This is a genomic window from Marinobacter sp. DS40M6, assembly GCF_028581595.1.
Lineage (GTDB): Bacteria > Pseudomonadota > Gammaproteobacteria > Pseudomonadales > Oleiphilaceae > Marinobacter > Marinobacter salarius.
This window is the reverse complement of sequence record NZ_JAFCAE010000001.1, coordinates 649,022-673,210: the sequence shown is the minus strand read 5'-3', so window position 1 is coordinate 673,210 and position 24,189 is coordinate 649,022. Positions and strand designations below refer to the sequence as shown.

General features: G+C 58.0%; 26 protein-coding genes. 13 read left to right on the top strand and 13 right to left on the bottom strand.

The window, feature by feature from the left end; all coding sequences use genetic code 11:
* The first annotated feature begins 166 nt into the window (after positions 1-166).
* Positions 167-1,504 (top strand): HD-GYP domain-containing protein, encoded by a 1,338-nt coding sequence (locus tag JJO78_RS03035; protein WP_127402324.1) that lies wholly within the window; start codon positions 167-169, stop codon positions 1,502-1,504.
* On the opposite strand, the gene JJO78_RS03030 is transcribed toward JJO78_RS03035, so the two are convergent.
* Positions 1,469-1,897: a hotdog fold thioesterase gene (locus JJO78_RS03030; RefSeq protein WP_036202370.1), complete on the bottom strand. Its 429-nt coding sequence runs from the start codon at positions 1,895-1,897 to the stop codon at positions 1,469-1,471. The genes JJO78_RS03035 and JJO78_RS03030 overlap by 36 nt on opposite strands.
* A 219-nt stretch (positions 1,898-2,116) precedes the next feature.
* Between JJO78_RS03030 and JJO78_RS03025 the strand changes: the two genes are divergently transcribed.
* The 6 genes from JJO78_RS03025 to JJO78_RS03000 all read left to right on the top strand — a co-directional run bounded on the left by JJO78_RS03025 (position 2,117) and on the right by JJO78_RS03000 (position 7,355).
* The gene (locus tag JJO78_RS03025) at positions 2,117-2,278 is read left to right on the top strand and encodes a hypothetical protein (RefSeq protein WP_159265582.1); all 162 of its coding nucleotides are present in this window, start codon (positions 2,117-2,119) and stop codon (positions 2,276-2,278) included.
* 217 nt (positions 2,279-2,495) lie between these two features.
* Positions 2,496-3,128 carry a DUF1826 domain-containing protein gene (locus tag JJO78_RS03020; protein ID WP_127402325.1) on the top strand — a complete coding sequence of 211 codons (633 nt, stop codon included), beginning with the start codon at positions 2,496-2,498 and terminating at the stop codon, positions 3,126-3,128.
* A gap of 51 nt (positions 3,129-3,179) precedes the next feature.
* The gene (locus tag JJO78_RS03015) at positions 3,180-4,505 is read left to right on the top strand and encodes a hypothetical protein (protein WP_226909966.1); all 1,326 of its coding nucleotides are present in this window, start codon (positions 3,180-3,182) and stop codon (positions 4,503-4,505) included.
* A 49-nt stretch (positions 4,506-4,554) separates the two neighbouring features.
* Complete coding sequence (locus JJO78_RS03010; RefSeq protein ID WP_127402326.1) at positions 4,555-5,682, top strand: hypothetical protein; 1,128 nt, start codon at positions 4,555-4,557, stop codon at positions 5,680-5,682.
* Entirely contained in the window at positions 5,672-6,601 is a 930-nt protein-coding gene (locus JJO78_RS03005) for a metal ABC transporter solute-binding protein, Zn/Mn family (protein WP_127402327.1), read from the top strand. The genes JJO78_RS03010 and JJO78_RS03005 overlap by 11 nt, the downstream gene beginning before the upstream one ends.
* The gene (locus tag JJO78_RS03000) at positions 6,594-7,355 is read left to right on the top strand and encodes an ABC transporter (protein ID WP_127402328.1); all 762 of its coding nucleotides are present in this window, start codon (positions 6,594-6,596) and stop codon (positions 7,353-7,355) included. The genes JJO78_RS03005 and JJO78_RS03000 overlap by 8 nt, the downstream gene beginning before the upstream one ends.
* Here JJO78_RS03000 and JJO78_RS02995 read toward each other — a convergent pair.
* Positions 7,335-8,198 (bottom strand): substrate-binding periplasmic protein, encoded by an 864-nt coding sequence (locus tag JJO78_RS02995; RefSeq protein WP_227662324.1) that lies wholly within the window; start codon positions 8,196-8,198, stop codon positions 7,335-7,337. The two genes, JJO78_RS03000 and JJO78_RS02995, sit on opposite strands and share 21 nt — an antisense overlap.
* Before the next feature lie 88 nt (positions 8,199-8,286).
* On the opposite strand from JJO78_RS02995, the gene JJO78_RS02990 reads away from it, so the two are divergent.
* A complete protein-coding gene (locus JJO78_RS02990; protein WP_127402330.1) occupies positions 8,287-8,970 on the top strand; it encodes a type 1 glutamine amidotransferase domain-containing protein in 684 nt (227 codons plus the stop codon).
* Here the strand turns inward: JJO78_RS02990 and JJO78_RS02985 are convergent, their stop codons facing one another.
* From JJO78_RS02985 to JJO78_RS02940, 10 genes are all read right to left on the bottom strand, one after another.
* Positions 8,971-9,438 (bottom strand): acyl-CoA thioesterase, encoded by a 468-nt coding sequence (locus tag JJO78_RS02985; protein WP_127402331.1) that lies wholly within the window; start codon positions 9,436-9,438, stop codon positions 8,971-8,973. It lies immediately after the preceding gene.
* A 51-nt stretch (positions 9,439-9,489) separates the two neighbouring features.
* Positions 9,490-10,665: a benzoate/H(+) symporter BenE family transporter gene (locus JJO78_RS02980; protein ID WP_127402332.1), complete on the bottom strand. Its 1,176-nt coding sequence runs from the start codon at positions 10,663-10,665 to the stop codon at positions 9,490-9,492.
* 125 nt (positions 10,666-10,790) lie between these two features.
* Positions 10,791-12,143 (bottom strand): MFS transporter, encoded by a 1,353-nt coding sequence (locus JJO78_RS02975; RefSeq protein WP_127402333.1) that lies wholly within the window; start codon positions 12,141-12,143, stop codon positions 10,791-10,793.
* A gap of 46 nt (positions 12,144-12,189) precedes the next feature.
* Positions 12,190-12,969 carry a benzoate diol dehydrogenase BenD gene (benD, locus tag JJO78_RS02970; RefSeq protein WP_127402334.1) on the bottom strand — a complete coding sequence of 260 codons (780 nt, stop codon included), beginning with the start codon at positions 12,967-12,969 and terminating at the stop codon, positions 12,190-12,192.
* The gene (gene benC, locus JJO78_RS02965; protein WP_075195454.1) at positions 12,966-13,994 is read right to left on the bottom strand and encodes a benzoate 1,2-dioxygenase electron transfer component BenC; all 1,029 of its coding nucleotides are present in this window, start codon (positions 13,992-13,994) and stop codon (positions 12,966-12,968) included. The genes benD and benC overlap by 4 nt, the downstream gene beginning before the upstream one ends.
* Before the next feature lie 20 nt (positions 13,995-14,014).
* Positions 14,015-14,506, bottom strand: coding sequence for a benzoate 1,2-dioxygenase small subunit (gene benB, locus JJO78_RS02960; protein ID WP_075195455.1), 492 nt, complete (start codon positions 14,504-14,506; stop codon positions 14,015-14,017).
* On the bottom strand, positions 14,503-15,894 hold the full coding sequence (locus JJO78_RS02955) for a Rieske 2Fe-2S domain-containing protein (RefSeq protein ID WP_127402335.1): 1,392 nt from the start codon (positions 15,892-15,894) through the stop codon (positions 14,503-14,505). The genes benB and JJO78_RS02955 overlap by 4 nt, the downstream gene beginning before the upstream one ends.
* 32 nt (positions 15,895-15,926) lie before the next feature.
* Positions 15,927-16,868 carry a catechol 1,2-dioxygenase gene (gene catA, locus JJO78_RS02950; protein ID WP_075195457.1) on the bottom strand — a complete coding sequence of 314 codons (942 nt, stop codon included), beginning with the start codon at positions 16,866-16,868 and terminating at the stop codon, positions 15,927-15,929.
* Between the two features lie 113 nt (positions 16,869-16,981).
* The gene (catC, locus tag JJO78_RS02945; RefSeq protein ID WP_007152837.1) at positions 16,982-17,272 is read right to left on the bottom strand and encodes a muconolactone Delta-isomerase; all 291 of its coding nucleotides are present in this window, start codon (positions 17,270-17,272) and stop codon (positions 16,982-16,984) included.
* 48 nt (positions 17,273-17,320) lie between these two features.
* Entirely contained in the window at positions 17,321-18,442 is a 1,122-nt protein-coding gene (locus tag JJO78_RS02940) for a muconate/chloromuconate family cycloisomerase (protein WP_127402336.1), read from the bottom strand.
* A gap of 106 nt (positions 18,443-18,548) precedes the next feature.
* Between JJO78_RS02940 and JJO78_RS02935 the strand changes: the two genes are divergently transcribed.
* Positions 18,549-19,451, top strand: coding sequence for a LysR family transcriptional regulator (locus JJO78_RS02935; RefSeq protein ID WP_075195460.1), 903 nt, complete (start codon positions 18,549-18,551; stop codon positions 19,449-19,451).
* A gap of 2 nt (positions 19,452-19,453) precedes the next feature.
* On the opposite strand, the gene JJO78_RS02930 is transcribed toward JJO78_RS02935, so the two are convergent.
* On the bottom strand, positions 19,454-20,233 hold the full coding sequence (locus JJO78_RS02930) for an IclR family transcriptional regulator domain-containing protein (RefSeq protein WP_075195461.1): 780 nt from the start codon (positions 20,231-20,233) through the stop codon (positions 19,454-19,456).
* Positions 20,234-20,430: 197 nt separating this feature from the next.
* Between JJO78_RS02930 and JJO78_RS02925 the strand changes: the two genes are divergently transcribed.
* The 4 genes from JJO78_RS02925 to JJO78_RS02910 are packed head-to-tail and all read left to right on the top strand — an operon-like array spanning position 20,431 to position 24,036.
* The gene (locus JJO78_RS02925; RefSeq protein ID WP_075195462.1) at positions 20,431-21,246 is read left to right on the top strand and encodes a CoA transferase subunit A; all 816 of its coding nucleotides are present in this window, start codon (positions 20,431-20,433) and stop codon (positions 21,244-21,246) included.
* Positions 21,246-22,022, top strand: a complete 777-nt coding sequence (locus tag JJO78_RS02920; RefSeq protein WP_075195463.1) for a CoA-transferase subunit beta — start codon at positions 21,246-21,248, stop codon at positions 22,020-22,022. Before JJO78_RS02925 ends, JJO78_RS02920 begins: the two co-directional genes overlap by 1 nt.
* 8 nt (positions 22,023-22,030) lie before the next feature.
* On the top strand, positions 22,031-23,233 hold the full coding sequence (gene pcaF, locus JJO78_RS02915) for a 3-oxoadipyl-CoA thiolase (RefSeq protein WP_075195464.1): 1,203 nt from the start codon (positions 22,031-22,033) through the stop codon (positions 23,231-23,233).
* A 14-nt stretch (positions 23,234-23,247) separates the two neighbouring features.
* Entirely contained in the window at positions 23,248-24,036 is a 789-nt protein-coding gene (locus JJO78_RS02910) for an alpha/beta fold hydrolase (protein ID WP_075195465.1), read from the top strand.
* The last annotated feature ends 153 nt before the right edge of the window (positions 24,037-24,189 follow it).

Here is a 24,189-nt window from a genome sequence, read left to right as displayed (position 1 = left end):
GCTAGGCTGAAATGACCGGCACGTTTTCTTTTGGTTACAGCATTTGACACTATTTTAGGATTCAAGCGATACACGGGCGTAGCGTTCACTCATACTTTGGTTGAGGCGCACAAACCCGGAGTTTGATCGGGCGATCGCGCCAATCCTGGCTTCGAGAAAATCTACTATGCCAATGGGCCGCGAAGACATCATAGAGACTGAAATCCCGGTATCCCAACTGGCAATAGGGATGCATGTGATTCGTCTGGACCGGCCGTGGGAAGATACCGATTTCCTGCTGCAGGGCTTCATTCTTCAGACTGAGGAAGATGTGCTTGCCGTGCAGCAACAGTGCGAAACGGTCATCGTGGAAGGACGTGTACAAGTCGCTCCAACTGCCGAGAGACACGCGCCGGTGAGCCGACGTAAAACATCGGCTAAAACCAGCAAGCCCAACGTTTCTCAACAGCCTTCGGCCATCCCCAAGCGGAAAGTCACCTACGTCAATAAAGTGGACGCCAGCCGGGAAATGGCAACGGCACGGATGAACTATGCCGATGCCAAAGCCACGGCTAAAAACATCATGTCCAGCCTGCGGCTCGGGCGGACCCTGGAAATGAACCAGATCCACCAGGTGGTGGATGATTGCGTGGATAGCGTACTGCGCAACGACAATGCTCTGCTACTGCTCACCAAGATCAAGAACAAGGACGAATACACGGCCGAACACTGCATCAACGTATCAATCCTGTCAGCTGCGTTTGCCAAGCACCTGGGGCTGCTGGAAGGCGAGATTCGCACTGTGGCACTGTGTGGCCTGCTTCACGATGTCGGCAAGATGCGCATTGATGACGAGATCTTGAACAAGCCCGGGGCCCTCACGCCCAAAGAGTTCGCGGTGATGAAAAACCACACCACTTTTGGTCGCGATGTGCTTGCGGCACTCCCCCGACTGGCACACGCGGCCGTTGATGTTGCTTATTCCCATCACGAACGAATGGATGGCAAGGGCTATCCACGAGGCCTGTCCGGGCAGCAGATTCCACTGTTCGCGAAAATCGTGGGGCTGGTCGACACCTACGACGCCATCACCAGCTCCCGGGTTTACGACAAGGGGCGGGCGTCCATGGAAGCGTTGCAGATTATCCACCGCAACAAGGGCGCCCAGTTCGATGCGGAGCTGGCGGTGGAGTTTATCCGCATGGTTGGCGTTTACCCGCCCGGTTCCATCGTGGAAATGACCAACGGTGAGGTAGGCATCGTAGTGGCCACCCATCCCACCAGTAAACTCAAACCGCGGGTGCTGCTTGTGCGAGACGCAAACAAGCAGCCGCTGGCCATCTTTCGCGAAGCAAACCTGTTAAAAGAAACGCAGGACAGCTCCGGACAACCCTACAAGATTGCCCGGGAAGTGCCGGACGAGAGCTTCGGCATCGTAATGAAGGACTTCATCGAACAGGGCATTCTCAACCGTAAAGCACCGGACGTGTCAGCTTCGGTCGATGACGGCCATGGTGAGTCTTGAGATACAGGTCAGCTTGCCTTCCTCGTTTTCCAGCTTTATTTCCCAGACCTGCGTTGTGCCGCCGATATGAACCGGGCGTGCGGTTCCGTATACCCAGCCCTTGGTAACGGAGCGGATGTGGTTGGCGTTGATGTCCAGCCCCACAGCAATCTGGTTCTCCTTGCGCAAGCAATAATTGGCCGCCATGCTCCCAAGGGTCTCCGCCAACACCACTGACGATCCACCATGGAGAATGCCAAACGGTTGAACCGTGCGTTCATCGACCGGGATACGGCCAATCACGTAGTCATCACCAATCTCCACGTATTCAATACCCATGGTCTCGACAGCGGTGTTTTTACTGGCTTCGGCCATTTGTTCGAGGGTGGGGATACTGCGGGTCCAGATTGCCATCGACTGCTACCTCCTAGTGTTGTGGGCCCTGTAAGCTGAGGGGCCCCAAAGCTCTTTAGTGTATACAGATAGGTAGCGAACGACCATAGGGTGGGTATCCAATAAACGTATGCCATCAGGCAAGATCAACCACACTCCAAATTGTTATTGATAATCGTTTGCATTAAAGATTATTACTGCTAGTCTTTCAGTGAGTCGATGCAAACAGGAGACGGTGTGATGAGCCGAGCAGCAACTCAACTGGCCGGCAACGCCAGCAGCATTTTTCAGGCGTGGCTGGATCTGAAACAGCAGTCCCGCCACGACACGAAGCGCCCAGCCACCCAGGCCAGTCACTCGACCGGTGTCAGAGCTCTTCCCAGGCCGGGAACGGATCGTTGAGCGTTTGCCAAAACGCCTTCCCTGCCAACAACTGCTCCTGATCCACCAGTAGGTCAGTCACACTTCGCTTTTCTTCTTCCCCAAGGTCTATCTCTGGGTTGAGCACAAAAGGCGAAAGCTTGGCTTTCGAATTCATTATGTTATAACATAACATTAATGTCGAAATCGACGACTGGAACCGTCGTCTTTCTCCATTTATTTTCATCAGGACAAGACCATGACGCTGCAACCGCCCGCACTAGAAAAACCCATCGCTGTCATGGGCGAACATCCAGGTTGCTTGACTGAAATCTTTCGGGACGACGTCAACCTGGTTGCCTGCAACCGCTCTCTGAACCCCCGAATTGCGCAATTTGCTGCCGAGCTCTCAGCCTGGGAAGGGCAGATGGAACGTTTTGTCACGCTTTTGGAAGCCGACAGCGCGGCACTCGCCTTACCGAAATGGGCGCTGACCATTGGAGGTGCCGACGACTGGGTGGCTGATGCGGACGAGCTGATAGGGATGTATCGATGCCTGTTTGAACCCGACACCGTTGGGCTTCGGCTGCACGTATTAAAAGGAACCATGTGCCCTCGCTTTCACGTTGACCGGGTGCCAGTGCGACTTCTGTGCACGTATCAGGGAACCGGCACGGAGTGGTTGCCGGAAGACCAGGTTATCCGGCCTTCCCAGCTCGGCCCTCTTCCAGATCAATCGGTTGAACCCACCAATGTGGAGCGTCTCGGCACCGGCACTATTGCGCTGCTTAAGGGTGAGTCATGGGTGGGTAATGAAGGGAAAGGGCTGGTCCACAGGTCGCCTTCACCTGGCCGCCATCCACGGTTGGTTCTGGCGCTGGACTGGCTTTGAGCTACCTCTGAAACGCAATGTTATAACATTTAACACAACAAGGAGTTTGGAATGACAATTCAAGACAATTCGAAAGCCGAACGGAATTGGGCTCTTTCAGGCCGTTCATCCATGGCCATCGCCTTTTCCGCCATCCTGATCGCAGGGTGTGGCGGCAGCAGTTCGGATGACGATGATTCCCATGAGCATACCGACATCGATACCGCCGGCCGTCTAGCGCTGTTCGATACTGACGCTAATGCCGTAAAGGTGTTGGACATCGACGACAACGGTCAAACCCTGGCCACGTTTGAACTGACGGGGGAAGCCCCCAGACTGTTCAGCAGCCCCGATAGCCGCTATGGGGTCGTTATTCAGCGTGGCGACGATCTGGTTTCTTTTTTCGACAGTGGTCTGTATACCGAGGACCACGGCGACCACATGCATGATTACGCGGAAACGCCAACCATGCTCAACCTGACGTTGAACGATAACCGCCCCACTCACTACTCGCTGGGCGACGATCGGGGCATCGTTTTCTTTGATGGCTCAGACGCCGCCAGCTCCAAAGTCACCGTGTTCACCGACGAGTCGCTGGGAGGAGGAACCGCCGAAGCCTCCCTGGATCTGGACAACAACATGCACGGCGTTGCCAAACTTGCGGATAGCAAACTGTTCGTTACCTACCGCGATGCCTCTGTCACCGACACCACCTTGCCCAGCCAGGTCGAGCGCTACGATTTCGCCAACGGCGCATTCGCGTTCGAGGAACGCTACAGCGAAACCTGCCCCCGGCTCCACGGTGCAGCGGCCAACGATCACGTTGTCGCCTTTGGGTGCAGCGATGGCGTCCTGGTAATTGATCTGCACGGCGTCTCTTATCCGGCGACCAAGCTTGGCAACCCTGACACCCTGGAAGACGGCAGCCGGATCGGCACACTGGCGAGCCATCACAACGTTGAGGAAATGGTCGGCATTGCCGGTGATCAACTGTTTGTGATCGATGCCGAAGCGGCCACGGATAACTACAGCGAACTCGCGCTTGAAGACGGCGTTGGCCGTATCGCCCAGGGCTTTGATGCCCACGGCGAGGTTTTCTATGTCATGGGCGACGACGGCAAGCTGCGGATTTTCCATCCGTCCGACGAATGGGCCCTGGCCGCAACCCTTGATATCACGCCCCCTCTGGCGGAGACGGATGCGGCTCCAGCCATCGCACAGTCCGCGTCGGAAGACCGCTTGTTCGTGCTGAACCCCAACGATCAGACCATCATCGAGATCGACACGCACGATGGTGACATCGTTCGCACGATCACTCTGGACTTCGCCGCATCCGGACTGGTCTGGCTTGGCTTGCCAGACCACGATCACGATCACGATCACGATCACGAAGAATGACACCAGAGAACGCTCCATCCGCACACAATCCTGCAGTCAGAGGACCTCTATGACACACCGATACATTGGTGCCAGCGCTCTCGCGCTGGCCCTGTTCCCGCTCGCCACCATCCAAGCCAACCAGGCCAACGAACTGAACCCTGACGTCAGCGTGATCCTGGACGGCTATTACAAACAGAACCAGACGGCCCTGTCACACCGTGATCAAGGCTTTGGTCTTGGTCATACCGAACTGTCCCTGTCTTCGCCCATCGATGATCTGTTCGAGGGCCGTCTGACAGCGGTTCTGGAAGATCACGAAGGTGAAACCGAACTGGAGCTTGAAGAAGCCTTCCTGCAGACCACCGGCATGCCCTACAACCTTAGTGTTCGCGGCGGGCGGTTTCTGTCTCAGGTGGGTTACCTGAACAGTCGCCACCTCCACGAGGACGACTTCGTCGAACGCCCTGCCGTGTATCGAGCCCTGCTGGGAAGCCATTATTTCGACGATGGCCTGCGCCTCAACCTGTTACTTCCCACGCCTTTCTATTGGCAGATTGGCGCTGAGGCCTTTGATGGCGGCAGACTCTCCGAGGGTGACGAAGACATTGGCGTGTATACCGTCAATACACGAGTCGGGGGCGACCTCTCCCGGTCACAGAGTTGGCAGGCGGGCTTCTCGTATCTGAACAACCGTCAGACTCACAGCGAAGCCCACGAGGAGCACGATGACCATGATCATGAGGGAGACCACAGTGGGCACTCTCATGGTGCCGGCTACACTGGCGAAAACCTCTACATCACCGATCTGGTGTGGAAATGGGCCCCCGGAGGCAACAACCGCCAGCAGCAACTGACCCTGAGTGGTGAATACCTGTACGCCGACAACCTGAATGAGCATGCCACCTCGGACGATGTTCATGAAGGGTGGTATGCGTCGGCGGTATACCAGTTCGCCCCCCAGTGGTCCACGGGTGCCCGCTACGGACAGGTGGAACTCCAGGACGCTCACGGCGACCACTTTCATCATCAGGAACTGAAGGAAACGGACGTCATGCTGGCCTGGTCACGCTCGCACTTCTCAACGGTACGGCTGCAGTACACGCACCAGGAGGCAGAAGGATTTGAGCAAGCCGACAATACCGTCATGCTGCAATACGTAATGAGCTTCGGAGCACATGGTGCCCATGGATTTTAAGCGGTTACTATCGGGCGTCCTGCTGGGGCTGGTCATAACGCCAGCCCAGGCAACTCTCAACGTGTTTGCCTGCGAGCCGGAGTGGGAAAGCCTTGTACGGGCCCTGGTTCCGGATGCGGACATTCACACGGCAACCACGGCTATGCAGGATCCCCACTATATTGAAGCCAGGCCAAGCCTGATTGCAGCCATGCGACGTGCCGACCTTGCCGTCTGTACCGGCGCGTCGCTGGAGGCCGGCTGGCTACCAGCCCTGATCAGCAGGGCATCCAACCAGGACGTACAACCCGGGAAACCGGGATTGTTCTTTGCGGCAGAACAGGTCCACCTGCATCAGCCTCACCAACATGTAGACCGCAGCATGGGCGACGTCCATCCGGAAGGCGATCCACACATCCATCTGGACCCACAACGTGTGCCAGTGATCCTGAATGCACTGGCAGACAGAATCGTTGATCTTGCGCCCGAACAAACCAATGGTATCCGTTTGCGCCAGCAACAATGGAAGGTTCACTGGCATCTGAAAACGACGCAATGGCGTGATACAGCGAGGCACTTGGAAGGCATGTCTGTGGGGGTTCAACACTCCACCTTCGGATACCTTCTGCGTTGGCTTGGCATTGACACTGCCATTGACCTGGAACCTAAACCGGGGCTGCCTCCAAGCGCATCCCACTTAAGCAATGTGCTTTCAGACCCGGCGATTCCAGAGCTGGCGTTGATCCTGATTGCCACTTACCAGGACGAGCGTCCCGCACACTGGCTAGCCGAGAAGGTCGATCTTCCGGTTGAAGTGCTCCCCAGCACCGTCACCAATGACGCGGACACCGATCACCTTGCGGCGCTGATCAGCCACATCATTGGTCGCCTGGAACATTATCGTTCGCAGCGCCCGAACGAGAGTGCCAGCAATGACTAACTGGTTGTGGCTACTGACACCCCTGGGGGCAAGCATGCTGATGGCCCTGAGCCTGGTCCCTCTGGGCTACCGGGTACTGGCGCGGGGCGTAGTGTTTGCAGACCTGGCGATTGCCCAGTGGGCGGCCCTCGGGTCGCTGGCCGGGATGTCCCTGTTACCAGACCACACCGTTGCAGGTCTTCCTGTCAGCGGGCTGTTATTTGCACTTGTAGCCGTCGCGATGGTGCACCTGATCCTGAAATGGGTGCCCGAACATCGCGAGGCCATGATTGGCATTCTCTATGTCGCCGGGGCAAGCTTCGCCACTCTGGTGGTCAGCAACGATCCCCATGGGGCGCAGCAACTGGCCAGGACATTGAATGGGGATCTACTGTGGGTCACCGGCCCGGCGCTGATACCGCTGGTCACCATCACCGGTGCCGTGTTGTTGTGGCAGAGTACAGCGTCGGAACGCACACGCTCGTTGAGCTTTCTACCTTTGTTTGCGGTCGCCGTGACCACGACCGTCAACATGGCGGGAATCTACGTCGTGTTTGCAACCCTGATTGTCGCGCCGCTGATGCTTTGTTTTCTTCGTGGACATGGCCTTTTCGCAGCCGCAGCATACTGTTTTTCAGGACACAGCGTCGGGCTTTGGCTATCCGCCAGCCAGGATATCCCGGCGGGGCCTGCAATCGTGGTTTCTATTATTGCCTGCAGTCTGTTCGGAGCGATCGCTACCCAAAAGCTCCCTTCACTCCGTTCCTCTATATAGCCGGGTGTAGTCATGAATCAACTGCCTGGCCCGGCCCGCACTCACCAGTTTGTACAATCGGTCGGCTATGGCTTCCCGCAACTCAAACGTGTTACACAGTGATGCCTTTGAGAACGTAAAGAATAGGCCCTCCCTGCTGACAGGGGGCTCCAGCGCCTCAAACCGGTCCGCAACACCCAGGCTGTCCAGCTTCACCTGCCCCTGCAGCACCTCGTAGAGAACATAATCCACCCTGCCGGCAAGTGCCATTTTGAAAGATTGCTCGATGCTTCTCACCCCTTCGATTTGAAGGTTGTTGTCTGCGTAACGATCAAAGTTCTGCCCAAAGCTGTTGTTGATCAGCGTGCTGCCGCGCTTCCCCAGCAAGTCCGGCCAGTGGCGGTAGATGAATTCACCACCCTTGGGAACCCAGACAGCCGTGGGGAGATGTGTGATCGGGGGGAGCAGGTAATCCATGTAGCCGATACGCTCTGAGGTAATGAACGCGCCCGCGACCATATCGATATCACCCTTGCGAGCCATATGCTGAACCCGGGCCCAGGACCCCAGGTCCCGGACCACAACCTCCAGCCCCATGGGCTCGACGATTTCCCGTAACAGCGCCGATACGGCACCAACCAGAACCCCCTCCTTCTCTGTGCTTCGCCACAGCAGAGGTGGGTACTCGGGGTTACCACTCACCGTCAGCGTCTTGCAGTCGGTGTCCTCAGACGCCTGGACAGCAACTGGCACGGTCAGCACCCCAGTCCAGACACACAGCGCACAGAACAGTCGCAACGTTGGTTCAAACAGTTTTTTCAACATCATTCCGCCATGAGTGTTCTGGTGCGATCGCTCGTCCACACGGTTGAATTCCAGCCGGATCACCGCAAGTAAGAAGGTTATAAGGCAGTTGTCAGAATACATCCCTTGATCAAAAAGGACAGGTTACATGAAAGTACTGATGGTTCTCACCTCGCACGATCAGATGGGAGATACCGGCCACAAGACCGGCTTTTGGCTGGAAGAGTTCACCGCCCCCTATTACGTTTTCAGGGATGCCGGCGCAGACATCACCATTGCCTCTCCCAAGGGGGGACAGCCACCCGTCGACCCCAACAGTGAAACAGAGGATGCACTGACGGAAACCACCCGTCGTTTCCAGCAGGACGCCCATGCCAAGGAAGCGCTCGCCAGCACGAAGAAACTGGCGGATGTGGATATGAACGACTACGACGCCCTGTTCTACCCCGGGGGCCATGGCCCACTGTGGGATCTGGTGAACGATGACAAGTCCGTCGCTCTGATCAAGGCAGCCTACGAACAGGACAAGGTCATTGGCGCCGTATGCCATGCCCCGGCGGTCTTCAGAGATGTCGAGATCAAGCCAGGGCAGAACCTCGTCGGCGGTCGCAACGTGACCGGTTTCAGCAACAGTGAGGAAGAGACCGTTGGCCTGACCAATGTTGTGCCATTCCTGCTGGAAGACATGCTGAAGGAAAAAACCGCCACCTACACCTCCGGGGATGACTTCACACCGCACATCGTGGTGGACGGCAAGCTGATTACCGGGCAGAACCCGCCCTCCTCGGAAGGCACCGCCAAGGCGGTGATGCAGGCCTTGCAGCAGGGCTGATCAGCGATCCTGAACTTGCTCCCCGGCGTGACTGATCATCACGCCGGGAGCGCCTTCCTCCAGCGTTTTCCGGATTGCGTCTGGCACTGGCGTCTTCGTCATTGTCGACGGCTGGATCAACACGTAGGTGATATCAGCCTCTGCCACCAGCAATCCATCTCCGTACCGATAGAATTCAAGGTGCACCGTGAATGAAGTGTTACCGATACGGCCAGCTCGTATCCTGGCTTCCAACACATCATCAAAGCGCGCCGGTGCCCGATAGTTCACGGTGAGACTCACTACCTGAATGTCCAGATCCTGATCCAGCAGATTCTGGTAATCCCCGAACAGAACGCGGATATATTCATTAACGGAAATGTCCACGTAATCCGCGTAGCGTGCGTTGAACACCACACTCTGGGCATCGCATTCACCGTAGCGGACGCGAAACCGAAACCGGAATGGCAGGTCGGTCGATTCAGTCATGCTCACTCAGCCCCAAAACCAGAGAAGCCCCCAGCCTACCCCATCCAGAAATCATTTTCTGCCGGTACTTCCATTAAGCACCAGGTAGCAACCATAGCCGATCACAACACCCCAGAACGCAGACGACAGCCCGAACACCGACATGCCAGAGGCCGTCACAATAAAGGTGATCAATGACGCTTCACGATGGCTGGCATCTTCCAGCGCGGCAAACAGGTTGCCCGCAATAGCCCCCAGCAACGCCAGCCCCGCAAGTACCGCAACAAAGGCCGCAGGCAGTGAGGTGAACAGACTGACGATGGTACCGGCAAACAGGCCACCCACCAGATAGAACACGCCGTTAAACACACCGGCAACGTATCGACGGGAGGGGTCTTCGTGGGCATCCTTACCCGTGCAGATGGCGGCGGTGATTGCCGCCACCACCGTGGTGATACCGCCAAAGAACGCCATCGGCAGCGATACCAGGCTGGTCACCCCGATGATCGGTTTGGCCCTGACGGAGTACCCTGCCCCCTGCAAGATTGCCATGCCCGGGAGAAATTGCCCGGTCAGGCTCACCAGTACCAGCGGAATCGCCAGGCTCAACGTTGATCCCAGGTTCCACTCCGGCTCAATGAACTGTGGGACTGCAATACTCCAGCGCACGCCAGACAGTGATGCCCCTTCCAACACCACCGCCAGAATCACGCCGGCAATCAACAGCAAAATCAGGGTGTACTTGGGAAACAGACGACGGAACACCACGTAGGAAAGCAGCATGCCAATCGCCAGCGCCGGGGTTGTTTCAATCGCGGTAAACGCCCCCACGCCGAACTGGAACAGGATGCCCGCCATCATGCCCGCCGCAATGCCCTTGGGAATGGCACGAACGAACGTGTCAAAGGTGCCTGAGACACCAATGATAAAAATGATGACCGCCGCCGTAATATAGGCGCCTACGGCCTCATTCAGCGACAGTTCCGGAAACAGCGCCACCAACAACGCGGTGCCGGGCGCCGACCAGGCAGTGACGACTGGCGCCTTGAGCCAGATCGACAGAATGATGCCGGAAACCGCCGCCCCCATGGAGATTGCCCAGACCCAGGACGTCATCATCTGGTCGGAAATACCAGCACTTGCTCCAGCCTGGAACAGGATGGCCAGCGGCCCGGAGTAGGACACCAGAACGGCCAGAAACCCGGCCACAATGGCCGGCAAAGAAAGGTCTTTCAGAAGTCTCGACATAAGCGCAATCCGTTGTTGGTTTTATGATTCTGCTTAACGAAAAAGGGCCCCAGGCACTTTCGCGCCGGGGCCAAGGAGGGTCAGACTGACTATCTACCCTGGGATCACATCAACACTCCAACGCTTTAGCTACCGCTAACAGCCATACCGTCGCTCGGAGCCACCGGCTCGCGCCGGAAGCCAAATCCACGACTACCGACCAGAGCAATGGCCACCGTGGCAATGGCACCCGGCACCGCCAATGCGAGGAAGTTCATCTGGTGCGGCAGCGCCATGGCCAGCAGTGCGCCACCTAACAGTGGCCCGACAATAGCACCATTGCGACCAATGCCGGATGCCCAGCCCAGTCCGGTGGAGCGAATACTGGTCGGGTAGTACTGAGCAACATAGGCATAAAGCAGGATCTGGGAGCCGATGGTTGTCGCACCGGCAATACCCACCAGGATATACAGGAACCACATCGGGCTTTCGTACCCCAACAGCACCAGTGACCCGGAGCCCAGAATAAAGAAAGACACCAGCACCGAGCGCAGCGACAGTCGGTCGGCCAACCAGCCACCGCCGACGGCACCTATGATCGCCCCGACGTTCAATACCATCAGGAACATCAGGCTGGAGCTCAGAGCATAACCGGCATTGGACATCAGCTTCGGCAACCAGGAACCCAGCGCGTACACCATCAGCAGACAGCAGAAGAACGCCACCCAAAACATCATCGTGCTCATTGCCCGCCCATCGCGAAACAGCTCGAGCACAGGGGCCTTGCTGTCGGTGGTTGGCGGTACGGTCAACACGTCCTGTTCGTTGATGTGTTTGAGCGGAGCTACCTGGGTCAGGATATCGCGGGCTTCACTCTCGCGTTTCTGTGCCATCAGGAACGCCACCGATTCCGGCAGGAATTTCAGCATGAATGGCAGCATCAGCATCGGCACCACCGCCAGATAGAACATGATTTCCCACCCGTAGTTGGGCACGATCCAGATGCCCAGGCCGGCAGACATCATGCCGCCTACCGCATAGCCACTGAACATCAGCGCTACCAGAGTGCTACGTCGCTTGGCAGGTGAGTATTCACTCATCAGGGACACCACATTCGGCATAACACCGCCAATACCGAGGCCGGCAATAAATCGCAGGATACCGAACTGCCAGGGCGTGGTGGCGAAGCCGTTAATGACCGTGGTCACGCTGAACAACACCACACAGGTGATGATGACTTTCTTGCGCCCGAGCCGGTCCGACAGCATTCCGAACCCCATGGCCCCGAACATCATGCCAAACAGCGCGCTGCTGCCGAGCAAACCGGCTACGTATGGGTTCAGGTCCCACTGGTCCATCAGGATGGGAAGCACCACCCCGTAGATCACCAGATCATAGCCGTCGAAGACAATAATCAGAGTGCACCAGAAAAGGACTTTCCAGTGGAATTTGTTGAATGTGGCGTTATCAATAACGTCGTTTACGTCGATGTTTCTCATGATCTCTCACTTCCGCTCTTGTTCTTGTGCGGAGCTGTGTAATGGGTTATCCCAGGTCACCACCTGCCACAGGCAGCACGGTACCGGTCATATAGGAAGACGCATCCGATGCCAGGAACAGGATAGGTTCGGCCTGTTCGTCCAGGGTTCCATAACGATTCATGAAGCTGTTTTCCGTGGTCTGGTCAATCAGCGTCTGATACCAGGCCTTCTCCTGCTCACTCTGCTCTTTTGCATTGCGCGGCGTCAGGCGCGGGGGCGCTTCTGTGCCTCCGGGGGCGGCGGCATTTACCCGAATATTGTGCGGCGCGTATTCATAGGCCAGGTTAACCGTCATCGCATTCACGCCGCCCTTGGCCGCGCCATAAGGCACACGCATCAGCCCGCGCGTTGCCACCGACGATACGTTCACGATGACACCACCCTTCTGCTGAAGCATATGAGGCAGAACCGCCCGGCAGCACCACAACGTGGTAAACAGGGAACGCTGGATCTCCTTCTCGATCTGCTCCGGGGTGTAGTGTTCAAACGGCTGCGCCCAGATCGTACCGCCGACATTGTTGATCAAAACATCGATGCGACCGTACTGCTTCTGCGCTTCTGCCATAACGCTTTCAGCACCGTCCCAGGTTTCCAGGTTGGCCTGGACAGCAACGGCATCAGCACCCTGGTCACGCAGTTCGGCGGCAACGCCCTGAACGTAGTCAGCAACATCAACCAGAAGCAGCCTGGCGCCCTCGGCGGCGGCCAGTTCGGCCACGCGCTTGCCAATCCCCTGGGCGGCGCCGGTAATCACCATGACCCTGTCGGTGAAGCGGTCTTTCATGCGACCTTCTCCCTGGCCGACGGTGCACTGGGTGTGAACTTCTCGTAGTGGAAGGAGTTCGGTTCAATGCCCTTCTCACGGAAGAACCCGAGCACGGAATCCACCATGGGAGGGGGACCACAGAGGTAGACATCCACGTCGCCGTCGTTCACAGGCGCTTCGTCCATATGCTGAGTGACATACCCCTTTCGCGGATGGTCACTTTCTTCGCCGGAAACAACCGTCACGTAGCTGAAGTTATCCAGCTCCGCGGCAAAACGGTCCAGAATATCCAGGCACACCAGGTCATCGTCATTGCTGACGCCATACACCAGGTGAGTTGGCTGATCACAGCCATTGGCTTTCAGATACTCCAGCTTTGCCAGCATCGGCGCCAGGCCGGTGCCACCTGCCAGCATCAGTATCGACCGTTCAACGGGACGTAGATAGAAGCTGCCCATGGGGCCGGTCAGGGTCACCTTGTCACCGGTGCGGGCCTCGCCCACGAGCCACGAACTCATCAGCCCGCCCGGCACGTTGCGAATCAGGAAACTGAGATCACGGCTGCCAGGTGGCGAGCTGAAGGAGTAGGCCCGGGTCTCTTCGGAACCCGGAACCTGAATATTCACGTACTGTCCCGGCAGAAAGGCAATGTCTTCATCGGCCGTGATTTTCAGCTCGATCGACGTGGGCGAGATCAGGTTCACCTCGGCCACCGTTCCCGCCACTTCCGCATTGCCGGTCTTGCACATGGTGGAAGCGACAGGCACTTCCACCACACAATCACTGGAGGGCACCATCTGGCAGGTCAGCACCATGCCCTGCTCGGCTTCCTCGTCAGACAGCGCTTCGTCAATGTATTCATCACCCATGTCGAACTCGCCCTGACGGCAGGCACCCTTGCAGGTGCCGCAGACGCCATCGGAGCAGTCCATGGGCAGATTGATCTGCGAACGGTAGGCGGCGTCCAGAACCGTCTCGCCTTCGTTGCAGGACACAAAACGGGTAACGCCGTCTTCAAAGTTAAGCGCGATGTTATAACTCATGATGATGCTCTCCCCATCAATTACAGGTGATAAACGTCCAGCACCTGATTGATGCAATCGTTGTTCAGGACCATCCTCTTCTCCCGGATCAGCGGCTGGTCGCCGGTGACATCCAGGGTGTAGAAAGACGTTCCAAAGAATTCCGCAGTTTTCTTGTAGCGATAGGACTTGGTCAGCCAGTTAAACCGCAGCGTCACTTCACTCTCGTTCTGGGACAGAATCTCCAGATTGCTGGTGAAATGGGTCGTGCGCGGCTCGGGCATGGAGCTGGCGCCGGAACGCTCGGTTTTGATCCGGTAGATCCGGTCTTCCAGACCTTCCTTGTTGGGGTAATAGATGAGCGAGATCTCGCTTTGCGGATCTTCTGTCAGCTCATCGTCATCGTCCCAGGCCGGCATCCAGTAGGTGACGTCCTCGTGGTAGCACTCCAGCCACTTGTCCCACTCCCGGTCGTCCAGAAAACGGGCCTCACGGATGATGAATTGCTCGATATCGTGATAGCTCAGGCTCATGCGGAAGCCTCCTCTGAATCAGTTGAACTCGAAGCCAAAGGAATGAAACGGGCACGCTCGGCCTCGATAGCGCGAGTCATTTCTACCTGCCAGTGTTTGTGGTGGTTCACATACAGGCCTTCGTCGTCTGGACGGGCGCCGCTCATGGTCGGCTTCATGTCGATCTGGTTGGCGTGCTCATCCGGGCCATCGATCCAGTGGGCCGCGCCGCGGCTCATGTCGTTCCAACGCATGTCACGGGCTTCGTAGCCGTTCTGGCAGGCACGGAATTCCTCCAGATCGTCCGGAGTGCCCATACCGGTCACGTTGAAGAAGTCCTCGTACTGACGGATGCGCTTGGCGCGCAGCTCTGCCGGCTCATTCTTCGGGCCAAAGGCGTAAATGGTGACTTCCGTCTTGTTGACATCGATCGGCCGGGTCACACGGATCTGAGTCGAGAACTGGTCCATCAGGTAGACGTTCGGGTACAGGCACAGATTTTTGGTGGTACGAACGATGGAATCGGCGCGAGCTTCGCCGTAGGTCTTCTCCAGACGTTCCAGCTGGCTGAAGATCGGGCGCACTTCCGGGTTCAGCAAGCGGGTCCACAACATCATGTGGCCGTTCTCGAACGAGTAAAAACCACCCTCGGCGGACCAGCTCTTGGCATCCACCGCTTCGGTGCCGCCCTTGTCGTAATTACGCTGGCCCATGGTGGAGAGATAGTTCCAGTGCACGGTGCCCACGTGGTAGCCGTCCGCACCGTTTTCGGCGGTCAGCTTCCAGTTACCTTCATAGGTGTAGGTCGAACTGCCCCGCAGAATTTCCAGGCCGTCTTCCGACTGATCCACGATGTTGTCGATGATCTTGGTGGTTTCACCCAGATGTTCCTCGAGCGGAAGCACATCGGCATTGAGGCTGCCAAACAGGAAGCCACGGTAATTGCCGAACTTCGGCATCTGCTTCAGATCGTGGGAGCCGTCGGTATTGAACTGCTCCGGGTAACCGCCCTTCTTCTGGTCTTTCGCCTTCAGCAACTGGCCGTCGTTCCGGAAGGTCCAACCGTGGAACGGGCAGGTAAAGGAGGTCTTGTTGCCACGCTTCTTGCGACACAAGGTGGCGCCACGGTGCGAGCAGGTGTTCAGTATGGCTTTGAGCTCGCCATCCTTGGTGCGGGTGATTACTACCGGCTGGCGACCCACGGTCACCGTGAAGTAGTCGCCCGGCTCCGGAATCTGGCTTTCATGGGCGAGGTACACCCAGTTGCCTTCAAAGATGTACTTCATCTCCAGGTCAAACAGTTCCTGGTCGGTGAAGATACCCCGATCACACTGATAACGGCCGGTTTCCGGATCCGCGATCACCGCGTCGCGTACTTTGTCTGCAAGCTTGTCGAGTTTGCTAGTCATGTCGTTCACTCCGTCTTGTTCTTGGGTGGCGCTTAGGCAACGTCGGTTTCCAGGGCGCGACGGCGTGCGTGGCGTTCCTGGAGCTCAGGCTTGTCTGTCGCAACCAGAGTGACGTTGAACTCAACCTCGGTAATCGGTCCGTTCACGCCATGCTGTGCACCTGTTTCCGACTGCTCAACACGATTGGCCGCAACCACCAGTTCTTCGCGGGTAGCAAATGCAAAGTCGTCGTAGGTGTACTCGTCACCGGCAATATTGATCTGCGTCGTCAGGTGCTTGTAACCCGGCTTCGACACAAAGTAATGAATGTGCGCGGGGCGTTGACCGTGACGGCCCAGATGATTCAACAACTGCTGAGTGGAGCCTTCCGGTGGGCAACCGTAACCGGACGGCATGATGCTCTGGGCGGCGTACCGGCCTTCGGCGTCGGTTTTGATACGACGGCGCAGGTTGTACTCGCTCTGCGATTGGTCGAAATAGGAGTAGGCACCCTTGGTATCCGCGTGCCAGATATCCACGACCGCGTTCGCCAGCGGCTCACCGTTTTCATCGGTGATTCGGCCCTTGATCAGGATGGCTTCGGCGTCCTTGTCTGAGCCGTCGTCCATGCGATCAAAGCCTTCGCTCATGGGGGCGCCGGCAACGTACAGCGGGCCTTCGATGGTGCGCGGCGTACCGCCGGTCAGGCCGGCCTGCTCGTCTTCGGCGTCCTGGCGAATGTCCAGGTAACGGTCCATACCCAGGCCCGGCGCCAGCAGGGCTGCCTCACCATTTGCGCCCAGTTCGCCCACGTAATAGACGGCGCTCCAGAACTCCTCGGGCGTGACATCGAAATCTTCCACGATCTGGAAAATATCGTGCATGACGCGATGAACGATCTTCTTCATGCGCTCATTGCCACCGTCCTTGTCGAAGCCGGCTACTTTCTCCAGCAGTTCCTTCACATCTGCGGATTGCATGGTCTTAACGGTCATTGTTGGTCTCCTCGGTCTTTTGTTGTTGTTGCTCCAGACATCCCAATCAATTGGCAACAAGTTCTGTGTGGCGCCTGAAAACATTGGGCGCCGGTATTGGCTGATTACGCCCGTTAGCGGTCATCCTCGTGAATGGATGACGGGTGACGGCACAGGGGCGCAACGGTGATATCCATGTACGGGAACAGCGGAAGGTTGCCGACCAGGTCCTGCAGCTCGGCGTTGTCCTCCACATCAAAAATACTGACGTTGGCGTAGCTACCCGCCACACGCCACAGGTGGCGCCATTTGCCCTTTTCCTGCAGGTCCTGGGCGTAAGCTTTTTCCCGGGCCTTGATGTCCGCTACCACATCGGCGGGCATGTCGTGGGGGATGTTCACTTTCATCTCAACTTTGAACAGCATGTGCTTTCCTCCGTTATCCATTCTTGCGGCGTACTTACGGCCGGCGCCCTATGCGTCTCTGCGATAGACCGCCAGCTTGTCTTCATCAATCTCGACACCCAGGCCCGGGCCCTGCGGCAGGTCCACACCGTTGGTGTGGAAGTTCAGCGGGCGCACCACGATGTCGTCTTTCATCAGTAGCGGGCCGAACATCTCTGTTCCCCAGTGAAGGGTTTCCAGCGTGGACCAGGCGTGCAGGGACGCGGCGGTACCGATGGTGCCTTCCAGCAGGGTGCCGCCGTACAGTCCGAGTCCTGCGGACTGGGCAACCATCGCCTGTTCCAACGCTCGGATCGGACCGCCTGCCTTGGCAATTTTCATGGCCACCGCACCGGCGAATCCTCCGGCCGCCAGGGCAAACAGATCCTTGGCGTCGGCTACGGATTCATCGGCCAGAATCGGGATATGGAATTTTTCGGACAGTCGTACCAGGGCTCCGAAATCCTTCATCGGAGTCGGCTGCTCCACCAGATCAATGCCCGCGGCCTGCAACTCAGCCATACCCTTGGCTGCCGTGGCTTCATCCCAGGCCTGATTGACGTCAACACGCACACTGGCCTGCTCCCCCACGGCTTCTTTGATAGCCGCCACATGGCGCACATCATCCATCACCGCGCGAGAACCAATTTTCAGCTTGAAATCGCAATGGCGTTGTTGCGCGATCAGACTGTGCGCCTCATCGATATCTTTGGCGGTATCACCACTGGCCAACGTCCAGAGCACCGGAATGTGCTGATGCAGAGCGCCGCCGAGCAGATCGGAAACCGGACGATTCAGGCGCTTTCCCTGCAGATCCAGCAGCGCGGTTTCAATGGCGGACTTGGCCAGGTTGTTTCCGCGGGTCGCACGGTTTAGCCTTACTCTAAGAGTATTGATGGCATCCGCTGGTTGATCGATCAGCAGTGGCTTGAAATAGGTGTCGATGGTAAGTTTCACGCTTTCGGGGCTTTCCGGGCCGTAGGCCAGGCCGCCAATCGTGGTGGCTTCACCCAAACCTTCCAGGCCATCGGAATCCTTCACCCGCACGATCACCATGGTCTGAACCCCCATGGTTGTCATGGATAGTTTGTGCGGCCGGATGGTCGGGATATCGACCAGGATGGCTTCAATGGACTGAATGGTGGCGGACATGTGCTCTCCGAATCGCAAGTTAAAATGCCTGTCATTCGGACAGTACGAAGTTTCACGTATGGGAGCCAATATTGATTAAGTACGAAGCGATACCCTGGAGGTATGGATGGAGCTGAGACACTTGCGCTACTTCGTGGCGGTGGCAGAGGAACTGAACCTCACTCGTGCTGCGGAAAAGCTGTTTATCGCCCAGCCACCTCTGACCCGTGCCATCAAACAGCTGGAAGAAGAAGTGGGGGTTGCGCTGTTCATTCGGAAGCCCCGGGGGCTGGTATTAACGACCGGCGGTGAATACTTTCTTGAGCAGGCACGGCAGATTCTCGACAAGATGGCCGCAACCGTCAGCGACACCCGCCGGATCGCCCAACACCGCAAAACCGTTTTTTCCATCGGCTTCGTACCCTCCGTGTTCTACGGGCAACTGCCACTGATGGTCCGGCGCCTGCGGCGCAACAAGAACCTGGAAATCATCCTGCACGAACTGAAAACACGGGAGCAGGTAGATGCGCTGAAATCGGGGAAGATTGATATCGGTTTTGGCCGGGTGCGCATCGAAGACCCGGATGTTGATCAGGAACTGTTGTTCGACGAACCCATTATCGCGGCCATTCCCGCCGGCAACCCCCTGACCCGGCACCCGCCGTCCATGAAGGAGCTGTCGGAATGGCCGATGATCACCTTCCCGTCCGGCCCGGGCCCGAACTTCGCCGATCTGACCCAGGGCCTGTTCCATCGTCGCGGGTTGCGTATCAACGTGATGCAACAGGTCAATGACCTGCAGACGGCGCTGTCACTGGTGGCTTCGGATATGGGGTTTACCCTGGTGCCGGAGCAGGTCCGACGGCTGAACCGGGAAGGTGTGGACTACATGCCTTTGGAAGATGACAACATCAGCGTACCGGTCATTGCGTCACGGCGGCGGGGAGAAAACCCCAATGCGGTGATGCGACTGGCGAACACGATTCTGGATGAGCTGGTGGAAAACCGGCTGACGGGCCGGTATCCGTGATTTCAGCGGGTCGTTCGCCGTACAGCCTCGGCCGCCTGCTGCAACCGGGGCAAATACACCCCCACCAGTGTTTCCATATCCACCCGCGCCGCATTGGTACTGATATTGATCGCGCCCAGCAGCTCGCCATTGCCGGCAAACACCGGCACCGCAGCGGAACGAAGGCCTGAGTCGAGCTCCTGATCCACAATCGAATAGCCCTGCTCCCGGACCTTCGCAATGTCTTTCTTCAGGGCATTGGCATTGGTAATGGAAGAAGCGGTATAGGGCTCGAGCTTCACGCGAAGAAGAAACGTCTCCAGCTCCGCTTCCGGCAACTGCGCCAGCAGCACCCGGCCCATAGAGGTATAGGCCGCCGGAAGTCGTGTACCCACCGAGAGGGTAATCGCCATCAGCCGGTGTCGGGCCGAAGAGCGCACCACGTACACCACATCGTCACCATCCAGCACCGCCAGCGAGGACGACTCCCCGAGTTCCGCCGTGATGTCCTCCAGGTATTGCTGGATGACCGCCCGATATTGGTTCGAGGCCTGGTAAGCATAACCCAGCTGTAAAACCCGGGGCGTCAGTTCGAACTGCCGGCCGTTGCGCTTCACGAATCCCAGTGCGTGGAGAGTGAGCAGGAAACGCCGCGCCTTGGCCCGGTCCATATCCGTCCGTGTCGCCACCTCGCTCAGGGTCATCCGTGGATGCTCAGCGTCAAACGCCTGCAACACTTCCAACCCTGACGCCAGTGCGCCTACATAATCCCGGTCTCCGGGCCTGAGAACCTGATCGTCCATTCCTACTCCTTACTCGCCTGAACACAGCCTGTTCGAATGGTAACAGCTCGTTCGCTATCCGAACATCCGTGCATTTTTATCAACTGGTGAAAATTTGTACTTGACGACGACAAAACCTTCGAGTCATTATGTTCGCATATTAAACTTATGTTCGTATATCGAACTTTTCAACAATGCACTGCACTGGAGATTCTGTAATGGCTGAATTTCTCTCTCTCAAGGAAGCCGTGAGCCGCTATATCAGCAACGGCGACACGGTCTGTATGGAAGGCTTTACACACCTGATCCCCTTCGCTGCGGGCCACGAAATCATCCGCCAGGAAAAGCGCGACCTGACGCTCATCCGCATGACACCGGATCTGGTGTACGACCAGATGATCGGTGCGGGTTGCGTCCGGAAACTGATCTTCTCCTGGGGCGGAAACCCAGGCGTGGGCTCACTGCATCGCCTGCGAGATGCCGTCGAGAAAGGCTGGCCGAATAAACTGGAGATCCTGGAGCACAGCCACGCTGCCATGGCCTGCGCCTATGAAGCCGGTGCTGCTGGCCTGCCACTGGCAGTGCTCCGTGGCTACGTGGGCAGCGATCTGCCAAAGGTGAATGACCAGATCAAATTCATCGAGTGCCCGTTCACCGGAGAGCGCCTGGCCGCCGTGCCATCGGTACGTCCGGACGTTGCTGTGATTCATGCCCAGCGGGCCGACCGCAAAGGCAATGTACTGATAGAAGGCATTGTGGGTATCCAGAAAGAAGTGGTTCTGGCCGCCAAGCGCAGCATCGTGACCGTTGAAGAAGTGGTGGACGATCTGGGCGCTTCGGTGAACGCCTGCGTGTTGCCGTCCTGGGCGGTTACGGCCATTGCCGAGGCCCCGAAAGGCGCCAGCCCGTCCTATGCGCTGGGCTACTACGACCGCGACAACGCTTTCTACAAAGAGTGGGACGGCATTGCCCGGGACCGGGAAACCTTCCAGAGCTGGCTGAAAGACAACGTATTTGAAAAAGGAGCTGCGTGATGAGCCTTGAATTTACCTCTTCGGAAATGATGAGCGTCACTGCCGCCCGCGCACTGACCAACGACATGACCTGTTTCGTCGGTATCGGCCTGCCCAGTGAGGCCGCCAACCTGGCACGCCTGACCCACGCGCCCGACGTCACCCTGATTTACGAATCCGGCACCCTGCAGACCAAACCGGACGTTCTTCCACTGTCCATCGGTGATGGCGAACTGTGCGAATCGGCGTTGACCACCGTCGGCGTTCCGGAGATGTTCCGCTACTGGCTCCAGGGCGGCCACATCAGTGTCGGCTTCCTGGGCACCGCCCAGATCGACCGTTTCGCCAACCTCAACACCACCCTGATTGGAGACTACCGCGAACCGAAAGTGCGACTGCCAGGCGGTGGCGGTGCCCCTGAAATCGCCACCAACGCGAAGGAAGTGTTCATTACCGTGAAGCATTCCAAACGCACCTTCGTGAAGGACGTGGACTTCGTCACCACCGTTGGCTTTGGACGTGACGGCACCGCACGGGATAATGTCCCTAATATCGGTCGCGGCCCCACGGTGGTGATTACCGATCTGTGCATTCTCAAGCCCGATCCGGACACCAAAGAACTGGTGGTCACATCCTTACACCCGAACGTAACCCGGGAAGAAGTGATCGAAGCGACTGGCTGGGAGATCCGGTTTGCGGAACAGCTGGAAACAACGCCGGAACCCAGTGCCAAAGAGCTGGACATCCTGCGTGACCTGAAAGCGCGCACCAACGCGCATCATGCCGGCCAACAGTGAGGACTATCATGACTGACGTTTATCTCTGCCACCCCCGCCGTTCGGCCATTGGCCGTTTCGGCGGCACCCTGGCCAGCGTTCGCCCCGATGACCTCGCGGCACATATCTTCAAGGCTGTACTGGAACAGGCCCCGGAACTCGACCCCGCCGCCATCGACGAAGTGATGATGGGGTCTGCCAACCAGGCCGGTGAAGACAACCGCAATATTGCCCGGATGTCTGCCCTGCTCGCAGGCCTGCCCACCTCCGTGCCCGGCACGACCCTCAACCGCCTGTGTGGCTCCGGCATGGACGCAGTGGGCACCGCCTTTCGCGCCATACGCGCCGGCGAAATGGAGCTGGTACTGGCCGGCGGCGTGGAATCCATGTCCCGCGCGCCCTATGTGATGGGCAAGGCTGACTCGGCTTTTTCACGGGATCAGAAGATCGAAGACACCACCATCGGCTGGCGCTTCGTGAACCCACTGATGAAGAAGCAATACGGCATCGACTCCATGCCGGAAACCGCGGAAAACGTCGCCGAGCAGTACCAGGTGTCGCGGGAAGATCAGGACCTGTTTGCCTTCCGTTCCCAGGAAAAAACCGCCCGGGCACAGAAGGAAGGCCGCTTCGCAGAAGAAATCGTGCCGGTATCCATTCCGCGCCGAAAACAGGACCCACTGGTATTCGATGCCGACGAACATCCTCGTGCAAGCACCCTGGAGAAACTCGCCTCCTTGCCAACCCCTTTCCGGGAAGGCGGAAGCGTGACCGCCGGCAATGCCTCCGGCGTCAACGATGGTGCTGCGGCTATGCTGGTTGCCAGTGAAAATGCGGTAAAAGCCCACGACCTAAAACCCATGGCCCGAATCCTGGGCATGGCCACGGCCGGCGTGGAACCGCGTATTATGGGCATTGGCCCGGTCCCCGCCGTTCGAAAACTGCTGGAGAAGCAAGGCATCGGCATTGACGACATCGACGTGATCGAACTGAACGAAGCCTTTGCAGCGCAAGGACTGGCCGTACTACGGGAACTGGGCGTTGCCGACGACGATCCCCGGGTCAACCCGAACGGCGGCGCCATCGCCCTTGGGCATCCACTGGGCATGTCTGGCGCACGACTGCTGCAAACGGCAGCCCACCAGCTGCAACACACCGGCGGCCGATACGCGCTTTGCACCATGTGTGTTGGCGTCGGCCAGGGTATTGCAACACTTATCGAACGCGTCTGAGGCAAGGAGCTACCATGGCTTTTCTGAAACACAACGGCCGCACTGTCTGTTACCGCCTGCTCGGTGACAGCACAAAACCGCTGCTGATGCTGGCACACCCTCTGGGCATGACGCAGGCCGTGTGGGACGACATGATCCCCGCACTGCTGAACAGCTTCCGGGTACTCACCTGGGACTTGCCAGGACATGGCGCCAGCGCGGCCTGGCCAGAGGCCAGTGACCAGATCACCCCTGAAGACTTGTCACAGGAGGCCCTCGTACTCGCCACTGCCGCCGAGGCACAGCGTTTCCACTTCGCGGGCACGTCCATCGGGGGCGTGATTGGCCAACAGCTCGTCAGCAAGCATGCAGACCGATTGCTGTCCGCCACACTCACCAACACCGGAGCCGTCATCGGCACCCCCGATGCATGGAACACCCGTTCTGCGAGCGTTCTGGAACTGGGCCTGAGCACCATGGCGGTGGATATTGTGCCGCGCTGGTTCGGCCCCAGCGTCTGCGAACAGCAACCAGCGCTGGTGGAAGGCTGGCGCGTGATCATGGGGCGCGGCGATAACCGTAGTTATGCCCTGCTGTGCGAAATGCTGGGGCGGGTCGACTTCCGCGAAATGCTCAGCGAGCAACGCGTACCACTCCGGTTAGTGGGAGGGTCCGACGACGTGGCCACACCGCCAGACACCCTGAGGGCGCTGGCCGACGCCAGCGGCGCGGCGGAGCCGGTCATTCTGGAGCAGGTTGGCCATGTGCCTTCCGTTGAGTGCCCGGACAAGCTAACCCAGATCCTGGTCAACAACCTGGCCTGATCGACATACAAGCCAGGCCCGTTCGTCTCCCGGCCTGGCTTTTACTCTCGCCAGCACCCAACTTCATTATACGGACACACCTCTGCACTCAGCGGATAGTGGCGCCGCCAAAAAAGCCTTAGCGTTTCAGCACAATCAGAACTATTGCCCTGC